The sequence below is a fragment of the Kribbella sp. NPDC026611 genome (assembly GCF_040638345.1).
In the GTDB taxonomy this organism is placed as follows: Bacteria; Actinomycetota; Actinomycetes; order Propionibacteriales; family Kribbellaceae; genus Kribbella.
Genome location: NZ_JBEZYC010000011.1, coordinates 16,340 through 40,301, shown reverse-complemented (window position 1 = coordinate 40,301; position 23,962 = coordinate 16,340). Strand labels below are relative to the sequence as shown.

The window sequence follows — 23,962 nt, the reverse complement described above, 5'->3', positions numbered from 1 at the left end:
CGATGCGAGGCTCCCGCTGGTCCCGGCCGACGAACCAGGGAGAGTGGCTCACGATGAATCAGTACCGGGCAGCCGTCGCAGTAGCGGCGGCTGCCGTCCTCACGGCGCTAGGCGGGCTCGTCGGAGTCGCGCCGCCCGCAGCCGCCGCCGGGTTCCCCGCGCCGACGATCAACCGCGTGACATCAGCGGCTGGATTCGTGCATCCCGGTCTGGCGGCCAGCGCGTCATCCCTCGAGACAGCGCGTACCCAGGTGCAGCAGCGCGTCGAACCGTGGGCGTCGTACTACGCGGCGATGACCGCGACGTCGTACGCGTCGACGACCTTCAGCTCGCGGAACCAAGGCCCGGGTGTGGACCAGCCCGCGAACAAGTCGTTCAACTCGCAGGGCGTCGAGTCGCAGTTCATCGATGACGCGTTCCGCGCGTACACGCAGGCGATCCAGTACGTGATCACCGGCGATCCGGTGTACCGCGAGAACAGCTTGCGACTGATCCGGATCTGGAGCCATCTGGATCCGAACGGGTACGTGTACTACCCGGACGCCCACATCCACAGCGGCGCTCCGCTGATGCGGATGCTCGCGGCCGCGGAGATCCTGCGCTACACCAGCGTGAACGCCGGGACGAGCGGCTACGACCTCGCCTGGAACGACAGCGACACCGCGAACCTGACCGCCAACCTCGTCGTACCGCTGACCCAGACCTTCCTGTACCGCAACCACAACTTCATGGGGCAGCACAGCTACTCGCTCATCGGTGCGATCGCCGGCTACATCTTCACCGACAACCTCCCCCGCTATCGCGAGGCGGTCGAGTGGTTCTCGGTCAACTCGACCAACACCGACGCCGACACCAATGGCGCGCTCAGCAAGGTGATGCCGCTGATCGCGAAGAACGATCCGCGCAATCCGTACGGGCGCTCGTTCGTGCAGTTACAGGAGATGGGACGCGACCAGGCACACGCCTGGGACGACGTCACGATGCTGACCCAGCTCGCGCGCGTGATCGACGTCCAGGGGACCCGGCTCGATCCGGTCCGCGGCACGGTGTCGACGGGCCGCGACGCGGTCTCGCCGTACGCGTTCGGAGACTACCGGCTGCTGCGCGGATCGGAGCAGTTCTTCGCGTTCATGATGGGCAAGGACATCCCGTGGATCGACACCACCCGACGCGGCGGCGTGCTCTCGCAGGCGTATCGCGGCCGGCTCTTCGACCCCACCAACGAGCTCTACACGATCTACCAGGGCCTGCTCGGGCCGGCTGTTTCCAAGATCGCGCCGAGCATCACCAAGCTGGCGACCAAGCAGGACGGCGGACCGCAGTTCTTCTGGGGTACGGCGCCGTACAACTTCTGGAACAGCAACCCGGACTTCAATCCGGACGCCTGGCTGTCGTTCCCCGCGTCGCTCGCCGGTACGACGACGCCGGTGCAGCAGAACGCGCTGGTGCAGGCGGAGACGCGCACCGTGCCGATCACGCCCGGGACGTCGGTGCACGGGACATACGTCCGGATGAAGCCCCGCTCGACCCTGGCGGTGCGGACGCTGCTGTACGACGACCGGTCCGGGTACCGCCCGGTCGGCGTTCTGATCCGGACCAACGGTGCGGCGACGTTGCAGATCCGCAAGGAACGAACGCTCGCGCCGTACTACTCATTGACGCTGCCTGACACCCACGGCAAGTGGCGGTACATCACGTATGACATGAGCACCAGCAAGCTCCGCGGCAGCGCGGGCGGCGAGTATCTCGCGTACTACACCGTCCTGGGATCCGACGTGGATCTCGATGCCGTCAACCTGAAGGCCAAGACCGAGCTGTCACCACCGCAGTTCCCGCAAGGCTCCGACGTACGCCTGCTGGGTGTTGCCGGTGAGCCGCTGTCGACGCCGCTAGTTGCCACGGACAACGATCCGCTCAGCTACACAGCCGGAACCAGCTTGCCGGCAGGCGCGGCGATCGACGCGCAGACCGGAACGCTGACGTGGCGTCCGACCACTCGGCAGGTCGGCACGGTCGACACGTTCGTCGTCGCCTCCGACCCGACCACAGACGCCGTACTCCGGGTCCGGCTGACAGTAAGTCCGGACCGCTCGGCGGCAATCCAAGCGGCGCTGGACGGGTACGACGCTGTCGGCTACACCCGTGCGACCGAGAACGCGGTCGAGGCCGCGAAGACCGTCGCCGAAGGACATGTCCAGAGCGCGGACTCGGCGACCTTCGCCGCTGATCTCGTCAACCTCCAGAGCGCAGTCGCGCACCTGGAGAAGCTGACGCCGACGATGTCCGACGACGGCTCGTTCGACTACTGGGGCCGGGCCACCTCGGCGACGCTGTCCCAGGTTGCCCTGGGCAACATGCTCGACGGTGACTTCAACACGTTCTCAGGCGATCTGACCGCGCCGGCGATCATCGACTTCGGGTCCGGCTTCCGGATCACCGCCGACGCATTCGGATTGCAGGCGCGGTACAACTTCGCGAATCGAACTCAGGGGGCCAATGTCTACGGGTCCAACGACGGCCGGACCTGGACAGTGCTGACATCCCGCGAAACGACCGACACCTCAGACCACGGGTTCGCGCTGGAGCGGATCCCGGTCCGCGACGAGGCCAAGGGCAAGAGCTTCCGGTTCCTGAAGCTCCAGGTCGACCATCCGGGTGTGCCGACCGATCCGGCGTACCCCGGTTTGTCGAGCTTCAGCGAGTTCCGGGTCTACGGACAGCGGGTCGAGATGAGTACGGCGATGCAGTCCGTCTCGATCGCCTCGAACGACAGCGATCCGACCCTCGCCCAGGACGGCGACACCGTCACCCTCACCATGACGGCCGGCGAACCGCTGAGCAGCGTGGCGGCGAGCATCGAGGGTCTCGACGCCCACGTCAACAGCAGCGACAGCACCCACTGGACGGCGACGGCGACGCTGCCCGATGACGTCGCGTACGGCCGCACCCTGCGCTTCAGCATCGACTACGCCACAGCCACTGGTCAGACCGGTGCGACCATCGTCGACACGACCGACGGCAGCTCACTCCAACTCTGGAACACCCGCATCCGCACGGTGCCGGTCGAGCAGAGCTGGGTCGTTGCCTCCAGCCCCGCCTTCCCCGGCGTGGGAACGCCAGAGGCAAACGGCCGGCGGATGTTCGACGGCGACATCAACACCTTCACCGACACCACGAGCGGCAACGGGTGGGTCCAGGTCACTCCCCCGGCCGGTACGACGCTCACCTTCGACGCCGTACGGGTCCACCCGCGCAGCAACTTCCCCGGCCGCGCCAACGGAACCGTCATCCAAGGCTCGACCGACGGCGGCACCACCTGGACGACCCTCACCACCGTCACCGGAATCGCCGACGGCAACCAGTGGTACGTCTATCCCCTGACCGCCCCGACCTCACAACCACTACTCCGAGTCAGCGACAACCACGGCGGCTTCACCAACCTCGCCGAGGTCCAACTCCTCACCACCACCTAGCCGACGAGTCCCGAGCCCGCCGGCGCCGCGCCGGCGGGCTCGGCCGGCGCTGTAGTAGTGGATTCGGGCGTGCCATCAATGCATCTTGCGGGTGTTCAGTGCTGCCTCGATCTCCAGCATCAGCTCGGCGGTGATGCCTGGGTGCCCCGCGAAGACCTCGAGCAGGGGACCGGACGGGTTGAGGCGGCGCATCTCTGCCAGCCCGGTGAGGACGTGGTCGGGGAGAACGTCGGGATAGCGGTCGAGGAGATCGGTCAAGGTCAGCGTTCGTAGTGGGGAGTCGGCTTTCAGGTCGGCGCGGCGGACCGACGGCTGGAGTGCTCGTTGCACCTGGTGCCACTGGTGCCCGATCAGCAGATGCTCAGTCGTGGCTGGTCCGTCTGCTGGCAGTCCCAGACGTTCGTACTGCTCAGGTGGAGCGTCGTTGGCGTGCATGAGATCGAGCATCAGGTTGCACAACCTCAACTCGAGATCGTCGTCGCGCAGAGGGTTCTGCTGCTCCGGATCGGTGTGCAGATCGAACAGCAGCGAGCCATGCCACCAGGGGTTCCCGACTGGCGGCGCTGGAACGCGCAGCAGCCGTACGTCCTTGGTGAACGTGAAGCCGTCGACCAGCTCAGCGTTCTGGAGCTCCGCGGGGCCGAACCGGGCTCGCATGTGGGTGGGCATCAGCGTGTAGTTGTGGAGGGGTGAGTTGGACGGGTCGGCACAGGCGCGCATGTAGACGTAACGGCCGTCGGTGACGTTGACGTGGCCGCCGTGAGCTCCGAAGAGCGCGGCCTCACGTCGCCGGTCGCCGGACAGCGGTAGGCCTTGCATGTCGGCCGGAGCGTCGACGGTGAAGTAGTCCAGCAGCGTTGGTGCGATGTCGATCGTCTGCACCAGCGCGTCCCGTCGTACGCCGGCTGCGCGTTCCCTGGGATCCCAGATGAACAGCGGGGTGTGGATGGTCTCGTCGAACCAGGGCTGGACAGTCTTGCCCCACCAGCCGCGTTCACCGAGCAGGAAGCCGTGGTCGGTGCAGACGATCAGCATCGTGTCGTCCCACAACCCGTGCTGGTCGAACAGATCAAGCACCCGGCCCAGCGACCGGTCGCACATCGCCAGCAACGCCAGGTACTCGCCGCGGGCCCGCTCCACCTCCTCCGGCGTCTCGACCACCCGCCGGTACGACGGCCAGTCGAACACCGGCGCCTCGATGTCGACCCCTGTCAACCGCCGGTACTGCTCGTAGCTGAAGAACGGCTCGTGCGGGTCGAATGTCTCGATCTGCACGAACCACTGGTCCTCAGCAAGGTTCGTCTCGATGAACTCGACACCGGCGTCGAACGTCAACGTCTGACTGTGCTGCGACTCGTCCTGCTGGTGCTGCCGGTTCACCCAGTCCTGCCGGTTCATGACGCTCGTACCGTTCAGCGTCTCCGGCACGTCGGGCGCGCGGACCTGCCCCTTCCACCGATCGCCCTCCTGACCGCGGAAGAACTCGTACGTCGAGTACCTGTTGTGGTACGTCGCGCCGCCGTCCTCCCAGTAGTGCTGGTGATCGGTCGCGAGATGCGTGTGTACGCCGTGCTGCCGCAGCAGCTCCGGCATCGAGTCGTCGAACGGTTCCAGCGGACCCCACGACCGGTGGAGGAAGTTGTACCGCCCGGTGTGCAGCTCACGCCGTGCAGGCATGCAGGGCATGCTCCCGGCATAGCAGTTGTCGTACAGAGCGGTGTGGTCGGCCAGCCGGCTGAAGTTCGGTGCGTGCACGTTCTCCGCGCCGTACGGCGGAAGCATGCGCCGGTTCAGCGAGTCGTACATGACCATGACGGCGCGTCTCATCCGACCGCTCCGATCTGCTCGAGCGGGATGATGGGGAGGTCGAGTTCGTGCCGTGCTTGGAAGCCAAGTGCCGTCTTGACCGCGGTCAGGTCGATCGGCACCTCGCGTCCGATGAACCGCCGTCGTCGTGGCACATCCGGCGCGTAAGCGTTCAGGAGGGCCTCGGTCTCGTACGGCGTGTTGGTGTTGCTCGCGGCGACGTAGAAGGTGTGAGCACCGGACAAGGTTGCGGTCAGTCCAAGTTCGATCGCGTGCGCCGCGTCTCGCGCGTCCAGGTAGCTCCACGCCTCGCGCACACTGGCGCGTGGATCGGCGCGGGACCTGCCGGCATGCTCTTCGATCACCTCGGCGACGTTCGTGTGGGGGAATCGGAATGCCACCACGTCGATCCCCCACCGCCGCGACGCCATCCGCGCGGTGTTCTCATCCGACTGCTTCGACAGCGAGTACGGGTCGGCGATATCGAACGGCAGCTTCTCGTCCAACGGGTAGTACGCCGGCATCGGTTTGTGCGGATTGAGGGGCACACCTGTCGCATTGATGCTACTGGCAATCACCGCTCGCCGGATGCCGAGAGCGCCGGCCTGTGCAAGCACGTTGAACGTCGAGACCACGTTAGTGCTGTGGACCTCGTACGGCGTACCCAAGTCGGGGTGAGCCAGCGCGGCCAGATGCACCACCAAGTCGACACCGCGCAATGCTTCGGCGACGTCTGCTTCCGCCCGCGTGTCGCCGATCAGGACACGGTCCGCCCTGAGAGCCGGGTGACCGAGACTCGACAGCGTCGTCACGAACGCGCCCGCCTCAGCGAGATGGTGCGCAGTCGTCAGCCCGATCCGCCCGGTGGCTCCGGTAATCAGTACTCGACGCCCGTTGAGCGGCGTACTCATCCCTTGACGCCGGATCCGAGAACGCTCCGGATGAAGTAGCGCTGGGCGAAGAGGAAGATGAGCAGGACTGGGGTGACGTACAGGGCCGCTGCGGCGGCTTGCACGGTCGGTATGGCGTTGCCGTGCGGGTCCTTGTACCAGGCCGTGATGGCCACCGACAGTGTCGTGTGGTCGATGTCGAGCAGGAGGGCTGGTGCGATGTAGTCGCCCCACGTCCAGGTGAAAGACAGCAGGAATGCCGTCACCAGAACGGGACGGGACAGCGGCAAAAAGATCGTGGCGAAGATGCGTACCCATCCGCAGCCGTCGATGATCGCGGCGTCCTCCAGATCGCGGGGAATCGCTGCGAAGAACTGCCGGAACAGGAACACCAGGTAAGGCGAGGCGGCCAGACCCCACAGGACCCACGGCCAGTAGGTGTTCAGAAGTCCGATCCGCGAGAACAGCACATAGGTCGGCAACAGCGTGAGCACCTGGGGAAGCATCATCGTCGACAGGAGTACGAGAAACATTGCGCGCTTCCCGGGGGCTCGTAGCCGGGCGAATCCGAACCCGACCGCCGCGCTCGACAGCGTGACGAGCACCGCATGGATCGTTGCCAGGAACAACGAGTTCATTGCGTAGGCAGGGAAATTGATGTCTGTCAGCGCGTGGGTGAAATTGCTCCACTGCGCGTGGCTGGGAAGGATGTGGGTCGGAATCGAGACCCACTCGTCTCTGGTTTTGAGTGCCGCTAGCAACAACCAGATGAATGGACCGACGAAGAGTACGGTCAGTGCCATCAGCAGCACGTAGATGGCGCCAGCGCTGAGGCGCGTGCCTGACGGCGCCGGGCGACGCGCGTCGGTCGGAGCCGGGCGGGATCGGCTGACGTGCACGGGATGACTCCTAACGGTCTGCATCGCTGTCGACCTCGTAGTGAACCCACAGTCGGCTCGACCGCTGGACCAAGAGGGTGAAGGCGAGAATGACGAGGAAGAAGACCCAGAGCATCGCTGAGCCGTACCCGAAGCGGTTGTCGAGGAAGAACTCTTGATAGACCTGGACCATGTAGAGGTGGGTGCTCTGCGGCACCTGACCGACGCCGGAGATGCTGTTGGTCTCGGCCAGCAGCAGCGGTTGAACCACGATCTGGAAGGTCGCGATGACGCCGGTAGTCACCTGGAAGAAGACGACCGGCGAGATCATCGGCACGGTGACGTGGCGGAACACCCTCCAGCGCCCGGCACCGTCCACCCGAGCCGCCTCCTCGAGCTCAGTAGGCACTCCCTGCAGCGCCGCCAGCATGATCACCATGCCGCCGCCGAGTCCCCACAACGTCAGGATGATCAGTGCGTAGAACGCCATCGGGTCGACCAGCCACCTGATCGGGTGAATTCCGGCGACACCGAGGATGGCGTTGAGAATGCCGGCGTCCCGGTTCAGGACGAGCTTCCACATGATGGCCATCGCGACCACCGGGACGACCGACGGAAGGAAGAAGATGGTGCGCCAGAGTCCCACCGCCTTCAACCGACGGTTGAGCAGGACTGCAAGTCCGAGCGCGCCGGCGACGCTGAGCGGCACCGCGATCGCTGTGAAGCCGATCGTCCGGATCAGCGCCGCCCAGGCGTCGTGGTCGCCGAGCAGTTCGGAGTAGTTGCGCAGGCCCACCCAACGCCAACGCGGCGAACTACCGTCGAAGTTGGTCAGGCTCACGCCGAACGCGTACACCAGCGGTACCGCGGTCAGTAGGAGGAATCCCAAGACCCACGGCCCCACGAACAGGTAGAAGGTTCGCCGTGGGTAGCGGGACCAAGTGCGTCGAGCCACCGTCTCAGCCGATCTGTTCTTTGCCCTGCTTGAGCAGCTTGTTGATGTCGGTGTTGATCGCCGCACAGGCGGCGTCGACGGTCTGCTCGTTCTTGATCGCCCGTTGCAGTTGCTTGTCAAGGGCAACGTTCCAGGCGTTGATCGTGACGTACGGTGAGTCGGGCAGCGGCGCCGCGTACTGGAGCTCGTTCTGGGCCACGGTGTAGGCCTGTTTCTGGTACGGCATTGTCTGCGGCAGCTTCGGGAGCAGCGATTTCAGCGACGGAAGCCCCCATCCACTCTTGGCCCGTTCCTCGGCGGGCGGGCCGGCCATGAAGTACTCCATGAACTTCCAGGCCTCGTCCTTGTGCTTCGACTTGGCCGGAATCCACGCGCCTTGGCCCGTGTAACAGGGACTGACGCGCTTGTCGCCGATGACTGGGGCGGGTGCCATTCGGATGGCATCGTTGAGGCCCTTGTCCTTGACGAAGTTGCCACCGAACCAGTAGCCGTCCTGCGTCATCGCCATTCGCTTGGCGCTGAACGTGGACTGGTCGGAGCCGTCCGGCAACGGGTTCAACGAGGTCGGCCCAACCCCTGACCGGGCGAAGTCGACGTACCAGCTGACCGCGCGACGCGCGGCGTCCGTGGTGAAGTCCACCTCGGTCAGGTCTTCGTTGTACAACTGTGCACCCTGCTGGAGCACCATCGTGGCCAACGGCGCGTACAGGTTCCAGGACCACTCGAGTCCGAGACCGAAGACCTTCGTCTTGCCACCCTGCTTGACCGTGACCTTCTTCGCAATGGCCAGCAGGTCGTCGTAGCTGGTGGGCTGGGAGTCGTTCAGGTGTGGCACCTTCGCCTGGTCGAAGAGCGCGGTGTTGTACCAGAGCGTCGCGTCCTGACTCCAGTCCTTGACGATGCCGTAGTACCCGCCTTGACCGATCTTCTTGCCATCCCAGCGGAAGCTGTCGTTGACCGGTTGCAGATCGTCCTTCTTCAGGACCTGACTCTTCTCCAGGTATGGAGTCAGATCCGTCGCGAGGCCCCGTGCGTTCGTGTTCGCGCTCCCCACAGCGCCACCGCCGGCGACGTCCGGGGGGTTGCCTGAGGCAAGCATCGCGTTCAGCCGCGTGGCGTCGGTCTGCAGCAGGCTGATCTTGATGCCGGGGTTCTTCGCCTCGAAGTCGGCGATGGTCTCCTTGGGGAGGTCGTTGACTCCCAACATCACGGTGAGGGTCACGGTGCCTTTGCTGCCACCGTCCGACGACTTGCCCGAGGAGCCTGCATTGCATCCGCTCAGCAGTGGCGCCGCCGCGACGCCACCAGCGGCGATTACCGTCCCCGAGAGCAGCCGCCGCCTGCTGATCAGTCCAGACCTGTTCATGTCGACCTCCTGGCGCACGAGTGACTCACGCTGTTTCGAGCGGCCCCGCGGTGGGGCTGAGGTGACAGTACAACGAAATTCGTACAGGTGCTACATTTTCCTTCGGGTCGGTACGAGTCGTAACCAACGACCGCCCCATCGCGCCAGCACCACCGACGGAGGAACCGATGACCATCCCGCTCGAGACCGAGTCTCACGCCCCGCTTCCCTCGCTCCGGACACTCGGCGGACATCCACGTCTCTTCGTGGACGGCAGGCCGTTCCTGGTCCTCGGGGGCGAGCTGCACAACTCGTCGAGCGGCAGCCGGCAGGAAATTCGCACGTCGTTCGCGACGCTGGCGGGCCGTAACTTCAACACCATTCTTGCCCCGGTTACGTGGGAAACCGTCGAGCCGCGCGAAGGGGACTACGACTTCAGCCTCGTCGACGAGCTACTCGCGTCGGCGCGCGATTCGGGAGTCCGGCTTGTCCCGCTGTGGTTCGGTGCCTGGAAGAACGGCAAGTCGACGTACACACCTGCGTGGGTGAAGACCGATCCGGCCCGATTCCCTCGAGCCGAACTGAGTTCGGACGCGCCGCGCGACCAGGTGTCGCCCTTCGGAGAGGCGATCCGGGAGGCTGACGCCAGGGCGTTTGCCGCGTTGATGCGTTATCTGCGCACGGTAGACGCCACGACCCGGACAGTCATCATGGTGCAGGTCGAGAACGAGGTCGGCTTGCTCGGTGACTCTCGTGATCGGAGCGCCGGGGCAACGAGGCACTTTGATGCCGAGGTGCCTGATGGAGTGTACGAGGCACTTGACGCTCATCCCGACCTCCGGATCGCAGGAGCGTGGAAGGAGGGCGGCTGCCAGCGGCAAGGAAATTGGGCCGCAGTGTTCGGCGACTCTGCGACCACCGATGAGGCGTTCATGGCCACCGCCTACGCAACGCACATCGAAGCCGTCGCGGCCGCCGGAAAGGCCGAGTATCCGCTTCCGATGTTCACCAACGCCTGGCTGGACAGCGAGATCGAGATGTCCGATGTGCCGCTCGCCGGTGGGCAGCGACCCGGAACCTATCCCAGCGGCGGGCCGCTCCCGCACGTTGCGGGGCTCTGGCGACAGTTCGCCCCAACGTTGGACCTCGTCGTACCGGACATCTACTTCGGAGGCTTCGCCGACATCTGCCGCAGCTACCGTGCTGCCGCCGGCGCGTTGTTCATCCCGGAGATGAGACGAGATGAGCAGGGTGCGGGCGACGTCTTCCTTGCGATTGGCAGCTACGGAGCGATCGGGACCTCTCCGTTCGGTATCGACTCCGTCCAAGGACAGGAAGGGGATGCGTTCAGCGATGCGTATGGTCTCCTCGAGTCCGTCGCGCCGCTCGTCGCGAACCACGAGACAGTCGGCGTGCACGTGGACGAAACCCGCCCCCACGCCGAGATCCACCTGGGCGACTACGTGTTGTCGGTACGTAGGGAAACCGGCGCCGGATCATCCCGGCCGGTCGCGCGCGGATACGGAATCGTCATCCAGGTCGAACCTGACCAGTTCATCGCCGCCGGGCGCGGCCTCCACCTCACTTTTCGTCGAGCCGACGGAGGACACGCCGAACTGCTCCGGACGGAGGAGATCGCCGGCCGGGCGCCCGACTTCCAAACGCTCCGAGTGCTCAACGGTGACGAGACTGTCGGCGGGACAGGCATCGTCCTCCACTCCCTTTCCCCGCTACCGCCGAGTTCCTTTCCGATCCCTACCGATCGCCGCGGCGTCGGCCTGGTCCGATGCCGGCTGCACCCCCTGCCACGCCTGACGTACTAAGGTTTGTGCCATGAGTGCGCCGAAACCCAGCCGCGTTCGAGGCCCCTACGCCAAGTCGGCACAGCGCTCCATCGAAATCCTGGACGCGGCCACCACGGTGTTCGCCGCCAACGGGTACCGCGGCGGGTCACTGCGCGACATTTCACGCCAGCTCAACCTGAGTCTGACCAGCATCGTGCATCACTTCGGCACCAAGTACGAACTCCTCGAAGCAGTACTGGAACGAGCTGACGAGACAGGCGGAACCGACGTCTTCGTCGCTGAGTGCGCCGAACGTGGCGTCGCCTTCGCAACGATGGGCCGAGTGCGCGCCAACATGGACCGACCAGAACTTCTGCGGCTCCTGGCGATCCTCGCGGCAGAGTCGTCCGCCCCGGACCACCCCGCCCACGACTGGTTCATCGCTCGCTATCGCAGGAAAACCAGCGACCTCGCGGACGCGTTCGCCTACGATCAATCACAGGGCCGTATCGACGCCGCGCGAGATCCCATGCTGCTCAGTAGATTGCTGACCGGCACGTGGGACGGACTCCAGCTGCAGTGGCTGATCGATTCCTCCACTGACATGGAGCGAGCCATGCGCACGTTCTTCGAGTGGGCAATCCCGGAAGCTCCGCTTGTCTGACTAGATCAGGGTCTCCACGACGATCCGACGCGTTGACGCACGGTCACGTCCGCTTCGATGGTCACTCCCATTCAGAGTCATGTCGGCACGAAGCCGAATGTCAGCGGATGACGCACCGACAGAGAGCTGGATCTCTCCTGGCTCTACTACCCAGCCATCGTGCGCGTCCCAAAGCGCAAACCTGCTGGTCGGTATCTCGACCGCCAGTCGTGCCGACTCGCCCGGCTCGAGCGGAAGACGACGAAACGCGACGAGGACGCGTTCCGGCCGCACCGTTCTTCCGGCGACGTCGCGTCCGTACACCTGCACGACTTCGTCTCCGGTCCGCTCGCCCGTGTTGGTGAGGGTGAACGAGAGCCGCACGACGCCGTCTGTCCCCACCTCGGCGGACGCAACGTCGAGATCGCGATACTCGAAGCTGGTGTAGCTCAGCCCATGTCCAAAGGGAAAGACTGCCGCCGTCGAGCCGTCGACGTACGACCGGGGCCGCAGGGTTTGCCAGTACGGAACAGGCGCCGCACCAACCGACTCCAGCAGGGCGATCGGCAGGCGGCCCGCGGGATTGACGTCTCCGAAGAGGACGGACGCGACGGCACTTCCGGCTTCTTCCCCACCGAAGAACTAGGTAACGATCGCCGGCACCGACTCAGCCATCCACCCGAGAACGTAGGGACGTCCGTGACTGAGCACCACGACTGTCGGAGTACCGGTCGCCACGACGGCCTCGACGAGCTCACGTTGCACGCCAGGCAGACCACATTCGGTGCTGTCGAGGCCCTCCCCGACCGTTCCCGCCGAGTTGATCCCGGCCTGGTCTCCCATCACCAGTACGGCGACATCTGCGCCAGCCGCAATCTTGGTCGCCGCCGCGAAGCCCGATCGATCGTCGGCGGCGACGGGGCATCCCCGTTCGTACAGCACCGTCGAGTCGTCTCCGGCGCGGCGCCGGATTCCCTCCAGGAAGGTCACGACCGGGACTGATTCGACCAGCAGATGGGCCTCGTCTGCGGTGGTCTTGTGCGGATCGTCCATCCGCGCCTGCGGGTCAGCGGCGAGCGCGAAGCGCCGCGTTGTGCTGTCGAGGACTTGATAGCTGTAGTTGCCCAGCTGTCCCATTGGCCGGTCAGCGTTCGGGCCGATGACTGCGATCGTTCGTGGAACGTCGCAAAGCGGAAGGAGCGGTGTACCGTCGACCGGATCGTTCTGCAGCAGCACGACAGACTTCTCGGCCAGGGTGCGCGCGAGTGCACGCTCCTCCGTCGAGTCAAAGGTTTCGGGGACGGCGTCAACGTCGACGAAGGGGCGTTCGAACAGCCCGAGTTCGAACTTTGCGCGCAACACGCTCGCCACTGCGCGGTCGAGATCTGCCTCAGCGAGCAGACCCGACCGGACGGCCTCGACGATCTGATCCGAGGAAACCTCGTTGTCCAGCACCAGATCCACGCCGGCGCGCAACGCCTGCGCCAAAGCGTGGCAACTGTCGATCGCGGTTCCATGTTTGGTGTGCAGTTGCCGCACGGCCCCGAGATCGGAGATCACCAGACCGTCGAACCCCAGCTCGTCGCGCAGCAACCCCGTCAGATACGCCTTCGACCCGGTGACGGGGACGCGGTCGATCGCGCAGTACGCCGGCATCACGCCGCGTGCACCTCCCTCGCGGATCGCCCGCTCGAACGGTGCCGCATGAACCTCGCGCAACTCGTGCTGGCCGAGCTGAACCGGCTCGGTGTTCCGCCCGCCGTCGCTGGCGGGGTAGCCGATGAAGTGCTTCAGCGTGGCAATGAGAGGCGCCCCAGGGGTGGAGTTCTGGAGTCCACGAACGAACGCGGTCGCCATCGACCCGACCAGGTACGGATCCTCGCCGTACGTCTCCTCAACACGACCCCACCGCGGATCCCGCGCCACGTCAGCAAGCGGAGACAACGCCTGCCGTACTCCGATGCACGCCATCTGGGCACCGATCGTGCGAGCCATCTCCTCGACCAGCTCCGGCTCCCAAGTAGCCGCCTGCGCGATCGCGTCCGGAAACGAGGCCGCATCACGCACCTTCAACCCGACCAAAGCCTCTTCGGCGAGCAGAATCGGTACTCCGAGCCGGGTGCCCTCAACATGCTTCCGCTGCAACTCGTTCGCCCTGCGGGCAGTCTCGCGAGGTGGCAGCCCGAGCGTGGACAGCGCGGCCGTCGCACTCCCCCACCCTGCTTCCGGCGGAGTGTGCACGTCCACCACGGAGCCGAACGGCGCCGCCGTCTGCGCAGCCTTCTCCTCAAGCGTCATCCGCCCCAGCAGGTCACGGACTCGCTCGTCCGTCGAGCACGACGAATCGCGGTACGGGTAGTGGTCCATCCACGGATTCCTTCCCAGATGACGGTCAGCTCCGCAAAATGTAGCAGGCGTACTATTTTCGCTGTAGTGTCCAGGCGTTGCCGTCAGGGAAAGAGGAGTCGATGACTACTGCCGAAGCAGGGCTGTCCGTTCAGCTGTACACCGTCCGAGATGCCATCCGCGAAGACCTGTACGGCGCACTCGCTCGGATCGCGCGACTGGGCTTCACCAGGGTCGAGGCGTACGACATCGTCGGCCACGTCGACGAGTACGCCCGGGCATTCGACAAGTACGGCCTCGTACCCGAGAGCGCCCACGCCATGATGTACGGCCAGGATGTCGCTCCGATCTTCGAGGATGCGGCTGCGCTGGGCGTGCAGACGATCATCGAGCCGTGCGTCCCGGCGGAGCGCTGGACCACGCGCGCCGACGTCTCCGAGACGGCACGATGGCTCAATCAGCTCGCGTCCGTTGCCGAGAGCTACGGTCTCCGGCTCGGCTACCACAACCACTACTGGGAGTTCGACCACACCTTCGACGGCAGTCCCGCCTTGGAGGTTCTCGCGAGTGAACTCGACCCGGCAGTCATTCTCGAGGTCGACACCTACTGGGCAGCGGTCGGCGGACAAGACGTGCCGTCGCTCCTTCGGCGGCTCGGCAACCGCGTGCAGTACCTCCATGTCAAGGACGGCGACATCTCTCGGAACAGCCTCGCCCAGACCGCCGTCGGAAGCGGACGCATGCCCGTACTCGAGGTGCTCGCAGCGGCACCCCAGGCCACGCGGATTGTCGAACTCGACGCCTTCGACGGCGACGTCTTCGAAGCGCTCGCAGACAGCGCGACCTTCCTCACCGCGAACGGAGACAGCCTGTGACCGGCACCGGACCTGTCGGCGTCGGCGTCATCGGTGCCGGAGTCATCAGCAATCAGTACCTCGAGAACCTCACCAGGTTCCCGGACCTCACAGTGCTGTTCATCGCGGACCTCGATACCACTCGAGCGGCTGAACAAGCGACGAAGTACGGCGTTTCCGCGAGCGGCACCACCGAGCAACTGCTCGCTCATCCTGACATCGAGATCGTGGTCAACCTCACCATCCCCGCCGCCCACGTCGAGGTTGCCCTGCAGGCACTGGCCGCCGGAAAGCACGTCTGGAACGAGAAGCCGTTCGCTGTTGACCGCGAGTCCGCGGCCGAGCTTCTCGCCGAGGCGAGTCTGCTCGGACTCCGTATCGCCAGTGCACCGGACACCTTCCTCGGGGCCGGACTCCAAACAGGCAAACGGCTCATCGAGGCCGGCAGGATCGGACAACCTCTGACCGCCTTGACAGCCTTCCAGGCCGCCGGCCCAGAAGCGTGGCACCCGAATCCCGAGTTCCTGTACGCACCGGGCGCGGGACCCCTCTACGACATGGGCCCCTACTACATCACCACGTTGGTGCAGAATCTCGGCCCGGTGAAGCGCGTCGCCTCGACCGCCTCGACGGCACGGACCCAACGGGTCATCGGATCCGGCCCGCGCGCCGGCGAGATCTTCGCCGTACAGGTCCCCACTCATATCAGCGCACTCATCGAATTCCAGGACGGCGCCTCAGCACAGAGCGTGTTCAGCTTCCAATCAGCGCTTCCGCGGATGGGATTAGTGGAGATCGCCGGTACGGAGGGAACGTTGGTGTTTCCGGACCCGAACGCATTCGACGGCGACGTGGTCCTCTGGACCGAGGGTTCCGACGCTCCGCAGACCATCCCCACCAAGAGGCAGAGCGAGCGCGGCACGGGCGTCCTCGAACTCGCCCGGGCCATCCGAGCCGACGTACCGGAACGCGCCTCCGGGCTGCAGGCCTACCACGTACTCGACGTCCTCGCATCGATCGCGGAAGCAGCAGACTCCGGCACCTTCGTCGACGTACGGAGCACCCTCGACGCCACGATCGCACTTCCAGAAGACTGGGATCCAGACGCCGCGACCGTCCGCACACTCTGACGTCTTGGCGATCTCGCGTCCTGCATCATCCTCGGGCTTGCCGTTGGGTTCACCTGATCGCACGATGTCGACGAGCGCCTCGCCGATGATGAGGGCGAGCGGCGTTGATTGGGTGCTTGGGCTCGCGATGCTGTGCTGACGGCGTCGAGCCATCGCTTAGACCGGCACCTTGTTAACGGTGGGTCCGGTGTCGGTCCACCCGCTGGTCAGAGTCAGTTCGTCGGCGCGGTGGCATGCCACATGGTGAGCCGGTGCGATTTCGCGCCACAGAGGTGCTTCGACTCGGCACCGGTCGATCGCGTAGGCACAGCGGGGGTGGAAGTAGCAGCCACTCGGCGGTGCGGAAGGACTCGCAACCTCTCCTCGCAATACGATCCGCTCACGGTGCCGGCTGGGGTCGGGAATGGGCGCAGCCGACAGTAGGGCCTCTGTGTACGGGTGCCTTGGTCGGCTGAACAGCTCGTCGGTCGGTGCCTGTTCGACGAGCTGGCCGACGTACATGACCGCGACCCGCTGGGCGATGTGTTCGACGACCGCCAGATCGTGGGCAATGAACAAGTAGGAGATATCGAGCCGGGATTGAAGGTCCTTGAGCAGGTTGAGGATCTGCGCCTGGATCGACACATCCAGCGCGGAGACGGCTTCGTCGCAGACGATGAGCCGCGGGTTGCAGACCAGGGAGCGGGCGATGCCGATCCGTTGCCTCTGACCACCACTGAACGCGTGAGGGTAGCGGTGCAGGTGCCGGGCGCTCAATCCGACGAGCTCGAGGGTCTCGAGGACACGACGACGGGCCTCGGCGCCTCGAGCCAGATGGTTGTAGAGCAGGGGTTCCAGCACGATGTCCTGGACGGTCATCCGAGGATCGAGAGAGGAGTAGGGGTCTTGGAAGATCATGTGGAAGGTTCGTCTCGCGGCCCTGAGCTGGTCGCCGTGGACCGCGGTCAGGTCCAGCCAGTCATCGTTGTCGCCTCGAAGTCTCACCTGGCCGCTGGTCGGCTCGATCGCGCGCACGATCATCCGGCCCAGCGTCGTCTTTCCGGAGCCAGATTCCCCCACCAGAGCCAGCGTCTCGCCCTTGTCGACGTGCAGGCTCACCCGGTCCACGGCCCGTACTACCGTGGACTGCCGGCGCCACAAACCTTTACGGACCGGGAAGAACTTGGTCAGCTCGTCGACCGCGAGCACTCGAGGGTCAACGGATTCCTCAGACATCGGCCCACTCATCCTTCGGCTCCTGTTGCTCGTCGTAGAGGAAGCATCTGACGTAGTGGCCTTCCTCGACCTCCGTCATCGCGGGAACGGCGCCGTCGCAGATGCCTTCGAGCGCACTGGGACAGCGCGAGACGAAGCCACACTGCGGCGGCAGCCCGATCGGGGTGGGTACCGATCCCTCGATGACATCCAGCTTGTCGACGCGTTTACCGGGTCGCGGAACCGACCTGAGAAGCTTCTGGGTGTAGGGATGGAGCGGCTTCTCGAACAGTTGCTCCGTACTCGCGCTCTCCACCACTCGGCCCAGGTACATGACGTAGACACGGTCGACGTACTCCGCCACCACGCCGAGGTTGTGGGTGATGTAGATCGCTGACATCTCCTCCTGCTCCTGGAGGTCCTTCATCAGCTCGAGGATCTGCGCCTGGATGGTGACGTCGAGCGCTGTGGTCGGTTCGTCGGCGACGACGATCCGAGGTTTGCAGCCGAGCGCCATGGCGATCATCGCGCGCTGCCGCATGCCGCCGGACAACTGGTGAGGGTACTCGTCGTATCGCTGTTCGGGACTGGAGATCCCTACCCTGGCGAGCAGTTCGAGGACCCTATCGCGGATCTCGGGAGGTTTGAGATCAGTGTGCAGCGCGATCATCTCACCGATCTGGGAGCCGATCGTGTGCACCGGTGAGAAGCTGGTCATGGGCTCCTGGAAGATCATCGAGATCTCGTTGCCGCGGATCGAGCGAAGTTCGGCAGAGTCCGGATCGGGTGCGAAGACATCCGTCACTGTGCCGTCTTTGCGGGTGAGGACAGCGCTGCCCTGGACGACCTCTCCCGGGGGCACGAGGAGCCGCAACAGCGAGTGCGCCATGGTGCTCTTGCCGCAGCCGGACTCGCCGATCACGCCGACGATCTCACGTTCCCCGACGGTCAGGCTGACGCCGTCGACCGCCTTGACCACGCCTTCGTCGGTGAAGAAGTACGCCTTGAGATCGTGGAGCTCGAGTAGGTTCATAGCGTTCCCGTCAGTTGGGTGGCGGTCCCACGGAGTCGCGGATCACGGCCGGGCACTCGATCTCGTGGACGGTGCCGCCGCCCTGCCCGTTCGAAGGGGCATCTTCGAGCAGGTACCGCGCCGCGGTGTAGCCCAGCTCGTAGTGGGGCAGCTGGATGGTCGTCATCGGCGGGCTGGCGTAGGCCGCCAGTTCGAGTTGGTTGTCGTAGCCGACCACGGAGACATCACGCGGGATCGACAGGCCCAGCTCCATAATCGCGTAGTACGCACCGACGGCCATCCGGTCACTGCTGCAGAACAGTGCGGTGGGCGGATTCTCCCCGGTCAGGAGCTCTCGGGCGTGCCGGTGACCGCTGTCGGAGTGGTAGTTGCCATTGCGGACAAGCCTTGGCTCGTAGCTGACGCCGTTGTCGCGCAGGGCCTGGCGGTAGCCCTTCAGCCGTTCCTTGGCTGCGTACGTCGTGCCGAGACCGTTGATGAATCCGATCCGGCGGTGGCCGGCGTCGAGCAGGATCTGCGTCGCGGTACGGCCACCTTCCTTCTCAGCCGGAATCACCGAGATGTAGGTGCTTCCGGGTGCGTAGCAGTTCAGCAGGACGGCACGAGTTCGCTCGAGGCTGCGCGGTGGCGCGACCTCACGGGTGTACATCGCGCCGAAGATGATGCCGTCGACCTGGCGTCCGAGCACCATCTCGATGGAGGCCTCCTCCATCGAGGGGTCTCCCCCGGTGTTGAGCACCGTGAGGAGGTGATTGCGTTTCCACGAGTAGTCCTGGGCGCCACGAATCGTGTCGCCGGCGAACGGCGCAGTGGCGATCTCGTCGGTGATGAACCCCAGCGTCTCGGACTTCTGTGTGCGCAGACCGCGGGCTGCGTGATTGGGGCGGTAACCGAGCGACCTGACCGCTTCCGCGACCCGATCCCGGGTCGGCTCCGAGATGCTCTTCGCCCGCGGATCGTCGTTGATCACGAGCGACACCGTGGTCGGCGAGACGCCGGCCAGTTTCGCCACCTGAGCCATCGTGGGCCGCGAGGTCTTCTCTGCCGCCATGCACTCCTCCAACCGATTTAGTAAAAGGATTGAGTGGAGCGGCCGCAGTGTCAAGTCCTCGCGTTCGAGATGTGGCAGCCGGGCAACGGAAAGATGTCCACCTATTGACGCCTCCACCGCACCGTTGTATCAATTTACTAAATCGTAACACCAAGCGCACCCGCACGACCGCTGCGGAGACGCCATCACCCGCTGGCACCGATCGGCGGGCGACCTGGACGCGTGCACGTCACCACTTCCGCCCCCAGGTAGGGCCGCAGTGGCCTCACGCTTTGGCCTGTCAGCCGCCGCAGCAGGCGCTGATCATCAAGGAGTTGGATCGCAGATGAACCGAAAGATCAGGCGCCTGATCGCGCCGGGTGTCGTCGTCGCCCTCGCGGTGGGCTTTGTCGTCGTCCGACAGGCGACCGGCGACGGCAAACCGGCAGTGGTCAAGGCAGTCGACGAAGGCCCACGCTCAGCGCGCGGGTTCATCGAACCACCCTCGCTGGCAGAGAAGGTCGCGGCGGGTACGCTTCCGCCGATCGACCAGCGGTTGCCCGAGCAACCATTCGTGGTCGGCCCAGGCACCCTGATCCAGAACGAGTACATGGACTGGCAGGACGGCAAGTACGGCGGCACCTTCAAAGGAGCGGCGACCTTCCCGAGTGGTTGGCTCAACATCGCCGGTGGCGCCACCATTCTCCGCTCCCCCAGCCAGTCGACCGCGGTCAGCGCCCCGAACATTGTCAGCGCGTTCTCCCACAGCGACGACTACAAGACCTTCAAGTTCAGCATTCGGAAGGGACTGCGCTGGTCCGACGGGGTTCCGTTGACCACCGAGGACGTGCGGTTCCCCTTCGAGGACATGTACCAGGACAAGAACGTACAGACGCCTTGGCCGACCGAGCTCTACACGCAAGGCAACGCCAACCTCGGTCCCGCCACACTCAAGATCGTCGACCAGTACAACTTCGAGCTGGACTTCTCCCGCCCGTACGGCTCGTTCATCGCTGATCTGAACTCGTGGATTCCCTACTACAACGATCTGTTCAAACCAGCCCACTACCTCAAGCAGTTCCACCAGACGTACGCCAAGCCGGCCGCGCTGGCCGCCCTCGTGAAGTCGAACCGGCGCGCGAACTGGGTGCAACTGCTCACCTACAAGGACGTTCTCCACTGGGACGCAGGTGACCCACGGGCGCTGGGCATGCCGACGCTCAACGCGTGGGTACTGAGCAAGTCGACCGAGAACCGCAGCGTGTACGACCGCAACCCGTACTTCTGGCACGTCGACAAGTCCGGGCACCAGCTGCCCTACGTCGACCAGGTGGTCATCGACAGAGTCGTCGACACCGACGCTCTCACCAACGCCGTCCTGGGCGGCCAGGTGTCGATCGCCTCGGGTGGCGAGGTTGCCCTGAACAAGATGCCTGTCTACAAACAGAACGCCGAGCGCTCCAAGTTCAGGGTCTTCACCACCAAGTCGTTCAACAACCCACTGGTCGTCTATCTGAACCAGGACTATCAGTACCAGGACCAGAGCAGCGTCTGGCAAAAACTGATGGCAGATCCAGCGCACCGCTTCGGCAAGGCGATCGAAGCTGCCATCGACCCGGAAGGCATCAGTAAGTCGGTGTACTTCGGGCTCTACAACAAGCCCGGTCCGGAGTGGCAGGGCCATGACCCGGCGCTCGCCAAGACACTGCTCGACGAGGTCGGCATGAACCGCACTGACAGCAAGGGCTTCCGGCTCGGTCCGGATGGCAAACCGTTCGTCTTCCGCCTCACCCACTCGGCAGGCTCCCCGGACTTTGACCCGGTCGCCGAACTCTTGAAGGAACAACTGGGGCAGGTCGGCATCAACGTCCAGATCGAGCGGATCGAAGGAACCTTGTTCGACCAGCGCAAGGCCGCGAACCAGATCATGGCCTCGATGGCCTGGAACGACGGTCCGGCGTGGGCTTCGGGGATGTCCGAGGACTTCCTTCCGGCCAGCAAGGGTCCGTGGTCGCCGGCGACGTGGACGTACTTCACCTCCAACGGCAAGGAGGGCCGCAAGCCGCCGGCCTACCTGCAGAAGTTCTATGACCTGTACACGGCCCGGAAGGCGTTCCCGCCCGAGTCACCTCAAGGCAAGAAGGCCTATGACGACCTGATGGCCTGGTTCCGGCAGAGCTACGTCTTCATCCCCACGGCGGGTGTGCGGGTCACGCCGAACATCGTCGACGCCCGGCTGCGGAACGTGCAGAAGGAGGGCTCGCCGTACGAGCTCGACACCTACATCAACGCCGAGGCCACATGGTTCGCCGATGAGTGAACCGCGCGTGTCCGGTAGGAAGGCAGTCTGATGGCTCGGTTCGTGCTTCGCAGGCTCCTGATTCTCATCCCGTTCCTGTTCCTGATCTCGGTCGTCTCGTTCGCGGTGATCCAGTTGCCGCCAGGCAACTTCGTCGACACCTACGTGCACAACCTGGAACTCCAGGGCGGCTCGGTCAATGCGGGACAGCGTGCCGCGATCGAAGCCCAGTACGGGCTGGACAAGCCCGTGTACGTTCAGTACGGCATCTGGGTCGAACACATCGGCTACGGCGATTTCGGCAACTCGTTCCTCTACGACCGCCCTGTCGTGGACATCCTGAAGGAGCGGGTCCCGCGCACGATCGGTATCGCCGTGGCCGCGATGTTGCTGACCTGGCTTATCGCCGTCCCCATAGGCATCTACTCCGCGCTACGTCAGTACTCGATCTGGGATCACTTGTTCACCTTCATCAGCTTCGTCGGTCTGGCAGTCCCTGGATTCCTGCTCGCGCTGGTGCTGATGTATGTGGTGTACGAGAAGACCGGCTGGCTGGTGACCGGCATGTTCTCACCCGAGTACCGGGCAGCGCCGTGGTCGGTGGCGAAGTTCGTCGACATGATGAAGAACCTCTGGCTGCCACTACTGGTGCTGGCGATGACCGGAGCAGCGGGCGTGGTCCGGGTCCTGCGCGCGTCGCTGCTGGACGAGGTCAAGAAGCAGTACGTCACCACGGCCCGTTCGAAAGGCATGCCCGAGTGGAAGCTGGTCATGCGCTACCCGGTCCGGATTGCCATCAACCCGCTGATCAGCACGATCGGGTGGATGCTGCCGGCGATGGTGGGCGGCGAGGTTGTGGTGTCGAAGGTCCTCAACATACCGACGACCGGGCCGGTGTTGCTCGAGTCCATCCTCTCCCAGGACATGTACCTGACCGGTGCACTGGTGATGATCCTCAGCGCTCTGACCGTCGTCGGGACGCTGGCCTCCGACGTGCTGCTCGCCGTTCTCGATCCCCGCATCCGGTATGAGTGACGAGGACGCGATGACCGACACCGCCACCCACCACACGACACGAGACGGCGACGGCAAGCCGGCCACGCTGTCCGATGACCGCCACTACGTCAACCGCCGCGGCGCTGAACTTCTCAAACACCACCGGTCGGCCCGCGGCCAACGCCAGCGGCAGGTCGAAGAGCGCCTGCGTGACGCCTCCCAGTCGAGACTGGTGCTGGCCAAATTCACCAAACACCGCCTCGCTACGGCGAGCCTGATCCTGCTCATCGCGCTGTACGCCGTCGCGTTGTGTGCAGACTTCGTCGCGCCGTACGACAAGCTGCAACGTTTCGAGAATGCCCAGTACACCGCGCCGACCCGTGTACACCTGATGGACCAGCACGGCAACTGGCACCTGCCCTTCATCTACGAGACCCGCAACCAGCTGGACCCTGCGACGTTCAAGTACAAGCAGATGGTGCCGGACGACGCGAAACGGTATCCGATCAAGCTGTTCGTGAAGACGCCGCCCTACAAGCTCGCCGGCTTCATTCCGCTGGAACACCGGCTCTTCGGCACCAAGGGACACCCCGTGTTCCTCCTGGGCAGTGACAATCTGGGCAGGGATCTGTTCTCGCGGCTGATCCACGCCTCCCGGGTTTCACTTCTGATCGGCCTCGGAGGCGTATTTCTGAGCTTCGTGCTGGGTGTCGTGCTCGGCGGCATCTCCGGCTATTTCGGTGGCTGGGTCGACTCGGTGATCCAGCGGCTGATCGACTTCATCATCAGCATCCCGCTCATCCCGCTGTGGATGGCCTTGTCCGCCGCGATCCCTCAGGGCTGGTCAGGCATCCAGACCTACTTCGCGATCACCTTGATCCTGTCCCTGGTCGGCTGGACCGGGCTGGCGCGGGTCGTTCGCGGCAAGGTGATGTCACTGCGTGAGGAGGACTACGTCACCGCCGCCAGAATCTCCTCGGCCGGGCACCTGTCGATCATCCGCCGGCACCTCCTGCCCGGTGTGACCAGCTTCCTGGTCGTACACATCACGCTCGCCATCCCAGGGATGATCCTCGGCGAGACCACGCTCAGCTTCCTCGGTCTGGGCATCAGCGCCCCCGACGTCAGCTGGGGGACGCTCCTGCAGCAGGCCCAGGACGTCACCGTGGTGGCCAACTACCCGTGGCTCCTGGCGCCGGCGGCCTTCCTGGTCTTCGCCGTCGTCCTGTTCAACTTCGTCGGCGACGGCCTCCGCGACGCCGCCGACCCGTATTCCCGCTGAAACTTCGAACCGTTGGGAAACCTT

General features: G+C 64.9%; 17 protein-coding genes and 1 pseudogene. 8 read left to right on the top strand and 10 right to left on the bottom strand.

The window, feature by feature from the left end; translation table 11 throughout:
• Positions 1 to 53 precede the first annotated feature (53 nt).
• Positions 54 to 3,473, top strand: a complete 3,420-nt coding sequence (locus AB0E69_RS34870) for a discoidin domain-containing protein (protein WP_360156310.1) — start codon at positions 54 to 56, stop codon at positions 3,471 to 3,473.
• A 75-nt stretch (positions 3,474 to 3,548) separates the two neighbouring features.
• On the opposite strand, the gene AB0E69_RS34865 is transcribed toward AB0E69_RS34870, so the two are convergent.
• Genes AB0E69_RS34865 through AB0E69_RS34845 form a run of 5 tightly spaced genes read right to left on the bottom strand, consistent with a single transcriptional unit; the run spans position 3,549 to position 9,368 of the window.
• Positions 3,549 to 5,300 (bottom strand): sulfatase, encoded by a 1,752-nt coding sequence (locus AB0E69_RS34865; protein ID WP_360156307.1) that lies wholly within the window; start codon positions 5,298 to 5,300, stop codon positions 3,549 to 3,551.
• Positions 5,297 to 6,190 carry an NAD(P)-dependent oxidoreductase gene (locus AB0E69_RS34860; RefSeq protein WP_360156304.1) on the bottom strand — a complete coding sequence of 298 codons (894 nt, stop codon included), beginning with the start codon at positions 6,188 to 6,190 and terminating at the stop codon, positions 5,297 to 5,299. The genes AB0E69_RS34865 and AB0E69_RS34860 overlap by 4 nt, the downstream gene beginning before the upstream one ends.
• Positions 6,187 to 7,068, bottom strand: a complete 882-nt coding sequence (locus AB0E69_RS34855) for a carbohydrate ABC transporter permease (protein ID WP_360156301.1) — start codon at positions 7,066 to 7,068, stop codon at positions 6,187 to 6,189. The genes AB0E69_RS34860 and AB0E69_RS34855 overlap by 4 nt, the downstream gene beginning before the upstream one ends.
• A gap of 10 nt (positions 7,069 to 7,078) precedes the next feature.
• Positions 7,079 to 8,002 carry a sugar ABC transporter permease gene (locus tag AB0E69_RS34850; RefSeq protein WP_360156298.1) on the bottom strand — a complete coding sequence of 308 codons (924 nt, stop codon included), beginning with the start codon at positions 8,000 to 8,002 and terminating at the stop codon, positions 7,079 to 7,081.
• A gap of 4 nt (positions 8,003 to 8,006) precedes the next feature.
• Entirely contained in the window at positions 8,007 to 9,368 is a 1,362-nt protein-coding gene (locus tag AB0E69_RS34845) for a sugar ABC transporter substrate-binding protein (RefSeq protein WP_360156295.1), read from the bottom strand.
• 167 nt (positions 9,369 to 9,535) lie between these two features.
• Here AB0E69_RS34845 and AB0E69_RS34840 point away from each other — a divergent pair, with 167 nt between their 5' ends.
• Both AB0E69_RS34840 and AB0E69_RS34835 read left to right on the top strand, forming a co-directional pair.
• Positions 9,536 to 11,170, top strand: a complete 1,635-nt coding sequence (locus tag AB0E69_RS34840) for a DUF5597 domain-containing protein (RefSeq protein WP_360156292.1) — start codon at positions 9,536 to 9,538, stop codon at positions 11,168 to 11,170.
• Between the two features lie 10 nt (positions 11,171 to 11,180).
• On the top strand, positions 11,181 to 11,795 hold the full coding sequence (locus tag AB0E69_RS34835; RefSeq protein WP_360156289.1) for a TetR/AcrR family transcriptional regulator: 615 nt from the start codon (positions 11,181 to 11,183) through the stop codon (positions 11,793 to 11,795).
• On the opposite strand, the gene AB0E69_RS34830 is transcribed toward AB0E69_RS34835, so the two are convergent.
• Together AB0E69_RS34830 and AB0E69_RS34825 are read right to left on the bottom strand one after the other, a co-directional pair.
• A complete protein-coding gene (locus tag AB0E69_RS34830) occupies positions 11,796 to 12,098 on the bottom strand; it encodes a fibronectin type III-like domain-contianing protein (protein WP_360156972.1) in 303 nt (100 codons plus the stop codon).
• A 132-nt stretch (positions 12,099 to 12,230) separates the two neighbouring features.
• Positions 12,231 to 14,072 (bottom strand): annotated as a pseudogene (locus AB0E69_RS34825) (glycoside hydrolase family 3 N-terminal domain-containing protein); the annotation flags it as partial.
• A 170-nt stretch (positions 14,073 to 14,242) separates the two neighbouring features.
• Here AB0E69_RS34825 and AB0E69_RS34820 point away from each other — a divergent pair.
• The gene (locus tag AB0E69_RS34820; protein WP_360156286.1) at positions 14,243 to 14,995 is read left to right on the top strand and encodes a sugar phosphate isomerase/epimerase; all 753 of its coding nucleotides are present in this window, start codon (positions 14,243 to 14,245) and stop codon (positions 14,993 to 14,995) included.
• Positions 14,992 to 16,104: a Gfo/Idh/MocA family oxidoreductase gene (locus AB0E69_RS34815; protein ID WP_360156283.1), complete on the top strand. Its 1,113-nt coding sequence runs from the start codon at positions 14,992 to 14,994 to the stop codon at positions 16,102 to 16,104. The genes AB0E69_RS34820 and AB0E69_RS34815 overlap by 4 nt, the downstream gene beginning before the upstream one ends.
• Positions 16,105 to 16,260: 156 nt before the next feature.
• On the opposite strand, the gene AB0E69_RS34810 is transcribed toward AB0E69_RS34815, so the two are convergent.
• The 3 genes from AB0E69_RS34810 to AB0E69_RS34800 are packed head-to-tail and all read right to left on the bottom strand — an operon-like array spanning position 16,261 to position 19,382.
• Positions 16,261 to 17,292: an oligopeptide/dipeptide ABC transporter ATP-binding protein gene (locus tag AB0E69_RS34810; protein ID WP_360156280.1), complete on the bottom strand. Its 1,032-nt coding sequence runs from the start codon at positions 17,290 to 17,292 to the stop codon at positions 16,261 to 16,263.
• Positions 17,293 to 17,311: 19 nt separating this feature from the next.
• Positions 17,312 to 18,331, bottom strand: a complete 1,020-nt coding sequence (locus AB0E69_RS34805; protein WP_360156277.1) for an ABC transporter ATP-binding protein — start codon at positions 18,329 to 18,331, stop codon at positions 17,312 to 17,314.
• Positions 18,332 to 18,341: 10 nt separating this feature from the next.
• On the bottom strand, positions 18,342 to 19,382 hold the full coding sequence (locus AB0E69_RS34800; protein WP_360156274.1) for a LacI family DNA-binding transcriptional regulator: 1,041 nt from the start codon (positions 19,380 to 19,382) through the stop codon (positions 18,342 to 18,344).
• 325 nt (positions 19,383 to 19,707) lie between these two features.
• On the opposite strand from AB0E69_RS34800, the gene AB0E69_RS34795 reads away from it, so the two are divergent.
• The 3 genes from AB0E69_RS34795 to AB0E69_RS34785 are packed head-to-tail and all read left to right on the top strand — an operon-like array spanning position 19,708 to position 23,938.
• Positions 19,708 to 21,681, top strand: a complete 1,974-nt coding sequence (locus AB0E69_RS34795; RefSeq protein ID WP_360156271.1) for an ABC transporter substrate-binding protein — start codon at positions 19,708 to 19,710, stop codon at positions 21,679 to 21,681.
• Between the two features lie 30 nt (positions 21,682 to 21,711).
• A complete protein-coding gene (locus AB0E69_RS34790; protein ID WP_360156268.1) occupies positions 21,712 to 22,695 on the top strand; it encodes an ABC transporter permease in 984 nt (327 codons plus the stop codon).
• Positions 22,688 to 23,938, top strand: coding sequence for an ABC transporter permease (locus AB0E69_RS34785; RefSeq protein ID WP_360156265.1), 1,251 nt, complete (start codon positions 22,688 to 22,690; stop codon positions 23,936 to 23,938). Before AB0E69_RS34790 ends, AB0E69_RS34785 begins: the two co-directional genes overlap by 8 nt.
• Positions 23,939 to 23,962: the final 24 nt, after the last annotated feature.